Here is a 4660-nt window from a genome sequence, read left to right on the forward strand (position 1 = left end):
CTCGGCCGCCTCGGTCAGGCTGAACCCCGCCGCGACGGCCTCCACGGCGAGCTCCCTGGTCTCCAACGGGTACATGCGGACTCCAATCCGGACACCGGAGTGTCCAACTTTTTGTCCGCACCCCCGTTAGGCCTGTAACGGTACAATATCAAAAAATTCTTGCTGAATCGTTACCGTAGCATGTTCGGGAAGGGGCGCGAGATGTCGCTATCGTGCGGTGGCGCGTTTCGAACGGGGGATGAAGGGTGATTAAGCTTGCCCGAGTCCGTGCCGCCTAGGCTCCTGCCTCTTCGGGGCCGAGATCGCGGGCGAGCGCGGCTGAAGCGGCTCTGCCCCCCCCTGATTTCGCGTTCGCGCAGGTCGCTGCTTCCTCGATCCCCCTTGTGGCTGCGAGTTTGAGCGGCGCGCCGATCTTCGCTCCGGTGAAGGCTGCGGGCTTGGGCGTCGCGCCGATCGCCGCCCTGGCGAAGGAGGCGTTCGGGGTGGGGCCTTGCGACTGTGCGCTTAGGCGGCGCGCGTGTCGGGAGAGACGATCGGACGCGCAAGAGCCGCGCAGTCCAATTACGGCATCTTGCGACTTTGCGTCCGGATGACGGGCGGTGTTCGGGCGCACTCGGATGATGGGCGGCGATCGAGCATGCAAGGGCCGCGAAGGGTACAAAGGGCGCAAAGAGTGCAAAGAGCGCAAGGGCCGCAAGGGTCGCCACTGGCGCCGAAGTGAGCGGCGCCGATCGCCGTCTCGGCGAGGTCGTCCGGGGCAGTGCGGCGCGGCTGCGCGATCGGGCGATGGGCGACGGCGACCGGGCGATCGAGCGCGCAAGAATCGTGCAGACCGCAAGCTGCAAGCCGCTTCCGGCGTTTTGCGGCGTTCTGCGCGGCTGCGTCCTTCCCGCGAATCCATGGCGCTATAATGGGGCGCGTGCTCTACGGGACGAATACTCTATGAGGTGCGGGCGTCGCGGACGTCCGCTTCATTGCGAGACGGGTTGGTCGAAGGAGAAGGGCGGCGAACTGTGGGCAGCATCGCGATCGTGACGGACACCAACAGCGGCATCATGAGCGCCGAGGCCGACGCGCTCGGCGTGCACGTGGTGCCCATGCCTTTCGTCGTGGACGGCGTCGAGTGCTTCGAGGGCGTGAACCTCGAAGCGCCCGCGTTCTACGCGCGGCTCGCCGACGGTGCCGACATCGTCACCTCTCAGCCGTCGATCGTCGATCTCGGCAAACTGTGGGTCGAAGTGCTCGAAACGCATGACGAGCTTGTCTACCTTCCCATGTCGAGCGGCTTGTCGGGCTCGTGCGAGACGGCGCGCTCCCTCGCCGAGCAGCATTTTCCCGGCCGCGTGCACGTGGTGGACAACCAGCGCATCTCCGTCACGCAGCGCGAGGCCGTGCTCGACGCCCTGCAGTGGGTCGCCGAGGGCCGAACCGCCGCCGAGACGGTGGCGCTCCTTGAGGGCGCGAAGCTCGATGCGAGCATCTACCTCATGGTGGACACGCTCGATTACCTGCGCAAAGGGGGCCGCATCACGCCCGCTGTCGCCTCTATCGGCTCGCTTTTGAAGATCAAGCCCGTTTTGCAGATTCAAGGCGACAAACTCGACGCGTTCTCCGTGTCGAAGTCGTTCAAGGCCGCCAAGCGCACGATGCTGCGCGCGCTCGCGATCGATGTCGAGAGCCGTTTCGGAGGCGTCGACAACGTACACCTCTACGTGGCCCATACGAACCGCGACGCCGATGCCGCCGCGTTTGCGGACGAGGTTCGCGCCCATTTCGGCTCCGACGACGTCTACGTCGACCGTCTTCCGCTGAGCATCGCCTGCCATGTCGGCCCCGGCGCCCTCGGCATCGGCTGCGCGAAGCGCCAGTTCGCCTCCCGCTAGCCTAGGCCCGCGTCCAGTTCCAGCCCCAGCCCGGTTCGGCTCGATCCGGTCCAGGTCCAGTTCCGGCCTCAGCCCGATTTCAGCCCCGGTCCGGCCCCGATCCTGCTCCGATCCCGGCCCGGCCAGGCCGGCCCTAGCTCGGCTTCAGCCCTAGCTCGGCCTGGCTCAGTTCGGCTCGTCCCAGCCAAGCCCAGCTCCGGTCCGGCCTTGGCTTCGGCCCGGCCCCTCTCTCCCTTCTTTCTCTCTGGCCGGGGCTTTTCGCGCGCCGCGCCCGGATGCGTTCGGGGTTCGGGGGTTTCTTCGGGGCGGTTCTCATCGAGGCATTTCTCCGGCGGTTGCCGCACCGAGCTTGGAGGGCCGGGTTGCGCTCGGCGTGCGGTGGGTCGTGCGACGGGGCGTGCGGCGAAAGCGCCCGTTTTTGGCCACGGAACCGAGTTCTGGCACGGGCTTTCCTTCGCTCTTTCCGATGGTGCTCGAGTTACCTGGGGTTTTCTTGCCTTCCTCCTGTGGCGAAAGCGCAAAGAATCGTATCGGCTTGTGCCAGAACGCGGTTCCGTGGCCAAAAACGGGCTGTCTGCCCGCACGGAAGGGCGCGCAAAGCTCCAAGGTTCCGCAAACGGCCTTCGCGGAGCGCCGCAGTCGGGCGGCGAGGGTCGGAGGGGCGGGCGAGAAAGGCCCGCGTTCGGATTCCCCGTCGTTTTGTCCGGTTGAATTCGGCTGCGGGCCGAATTCCAGATCCGCCTTCTTCCGCGGCGCCAAACGACTGTCAAGCGCTCCGGTAAACGGCCTGTTCGGGGGGGGGGGGGACGGTATTTTCACGTGCAGAACGCGCGAAAATCGTGTGCGGAGTGCGTCAAAACGTAGACTTTTCGCCGTCCTTGCGCAAGACGCTTCGCTCGCCTATCTGGAAACTCCGATCTGCTGTTTCGTGAACCGTTGGAATTCTCCCATACCGGGTACAAAAAGTCTACGTTTTGACGCTCGCTAGCCGGCTCCTCTTCTGCGATGCGAGAGAGAAAGGCGAGAGGCCGTGTACGTGCAGGCCGAAGCGATGCCGTGCGCTCCCCAGGGGCTCCTGTCGCCTCGGCTTGGCACCGCCGACGAAGGCGGGGCGGTGCGCTGGTACGCAGCCTACGCAGGCGAGGGGCGCGAGGCCGCGCTTGCCGCCAAGATCGGTGCGGCTCTTCCGGCCGAGGCGCTTCGCGAGGCGTTCTGCCCCCGGTGGGAGGCGATCATGAAGCGCCGCGGAGCGTGGCTCAAGGTGGAGCGTCCGATGTTTCGGGGCTACGCCCTGCTCGCCTCGCGCGACGGGCGGGCGCTTGCCCGCGCGGTCGCGCGGCTGTCTTTCCCCGTGTCGCTCGCGGGAAGGAGGGGCCGCTCGCTTTTGCCGGTGGAGGCCGAGGTCCAAAGGTGGCTGGAAGAGGCGCTTGATTCGTCGCACGTGCTGCGGGCGAGCGAGGGCTTCATCGAGGATGGCCGTTTGGTCGTCGAGCGCGGCCCGCTCGTCGGGCAGGAGCGCCGCATCCGCAGGATCGACCGCCACAAGTCTCTGGCCCTTGTCGGACTGGGCGGGCCGGAGGAGGGGTTCCTCCTGCGCGCCGCGCTCTCGGTGCCCCGGAAGAGCTGAGGTTCGAGAACCGCTTGCCGGCGGCCTCGCCCCCGACGAAGCGGCGTCTGCCGCGTTTCGCCGGGCGCGAGGCCGCCGGCATCGACCCTGCCGCGTAAAGCGAGCCCGCGTTCGGGAGTCGTACAAGCGGCAGGGAGTGAATACCCCGTCAAGCGCCCTTTCCGGAGGGCGGTGGCGGAGCCTTGCCCTGCGTCTGCGCATTCGGGCGGGGCTGCGTCGGAAGGAGATGCCCATGTGGTACGCCGTGCAGGTGGAGACGGGCCGCGAGGACGCGTCGCGCGACCTCATCGAGCAGGCCGCGCGCGCCGCCGGCCTCGAGGGCGCCTTCGAGGAACTGTTCGTGCCGAAGCGGCGCACGCTCTCCAGGCGCTCGGGCGAGCTCGTCGAGGGCGAGGAGCCGCTGTTTCCCGGCTACCTCATCGCCGTCGCCAAGCCGCGAGACGCGGAGGGCGTGGCCGCGGCGCTCAGACGCGCGCCGAGGTTCGCAAGGCTTTTGGCGTATGACGGGGTGTTCACGCCTCTCGCCGCCGACGAGGTGGCCTGGATCTGCGCGTTCGCGCGCAGGGAGGGGCCGCGCCGGGTCGTCGACATGAGCGAGGGCCACGTCGAGGGCGGTCGGGTCGTGGTGACGAGCGGGCCGCTCGTGGGCCGCGAGGGCTTGATCCGAAAGATCGATCGCCGCAAGCGCACCGCGTACTTGCGTCTGCGCATCTGCGGCCGCGAGGTGGAGACCAAGGTGGGGTTGAGCCTGGTGAGGAAGAAGGGGTAGCGGGGCCGCGCGTCTCGCAGGATGAGCGAATTGGACAACGTGGAAGCCATACGGGAAGACGACATGGGCGAGGAAACGGCGGGCTTGTCGCACCGCGAGGGCCCGGGCGCCCCCGACGCGGGCGGCTGGGCCGCCATGGCCGAGCGGCTGCACCCCGGCGCCTCGGCGAGGCCGCCCTTGTCGCGCGTCCCGAGCAGGTCCTACGCCCACGTCAAGCGCGTCCTCGACGTGGCGCTCTCGCTGGCGGCGATCGCCGCCCTCTCCCCGGTGCTCCTGGCCTGCGCCGTGGCCGTGAAGGCGACGAGCCCGGGGCCGGTGCTGTTCCGCCAGGAGCGCTGGGGCAGGGCCGGCTCGCGCTTCGAGTGCCTGAAGTTCCGCACG

The 4660-nt window shown here is 68.3% G+C and carries 4 protein-coding genes; all 4 read left to right on the forward strand.

Annotated features, from left to right (window positions below; genetic code table 11):
* Positions 1–1013 precede the first annotated feature (1013 nt).
* Positions 1014–1883, forward strand: a complete 870-nt coding sequence (locus C2L80_RS13170; protein WP_103263358.1) for a DegV family protein — start codon at positions 1014–1016, stop codon at positions 1881–1883.
* A gap of 1030 nt (positions 1884–2913) precedes the next feature.
* Positions 2914–3510 (forward strand): hypothetical protein, encoded by a 597-nt coding sequence (locus tag C2L80_RS13175; protein WP_103263359.1) that lies wholly within the window; start codon positions 2914–2916, stop codon positions 3508–3510.
* A gap of 232 nt (positions 3511–3742) precedes the next feature.
* On the forward strand, positions 3743–4279 hold the full coding sequence (gene loaP, locus C2L80_RS13180) for an antiterminator LoaP (RefSeq protein WP_103263360.1): 537 nt from the start codon (positions 3743–3745) through the stop codon (positions 4277–4279).
* Positions 4280–4318: 39 nt separating this feature from the next.
* Positions 4319–4660, forward strand: a 342-nt coding sequence (locus C2L80_RS13185; protein WP_239939026.1) for a sugar transferase, incomplete at its 3' end; no start/stop codon positions are given.

It is taken from the genome of Rubneribacter badeniensis (genome assembly GCF_002899695.1).
GTDB lineage: Bacteria > Actinomycetota > Coriobacteriia > Coriobacteriales > Eggerthellaceae > Rubneribacter > Rubneribacter badeniensis.

Bases quoted from the DNA above. Each gene is read 5' to 3' on its own strand.
- loaP (WP_103263360.1), top strand. From the start codon at position 3,743: ATGTGGTACGCCGTGCAGGTGGAGACGGGCCGCGAGGACGCGTCGCGC.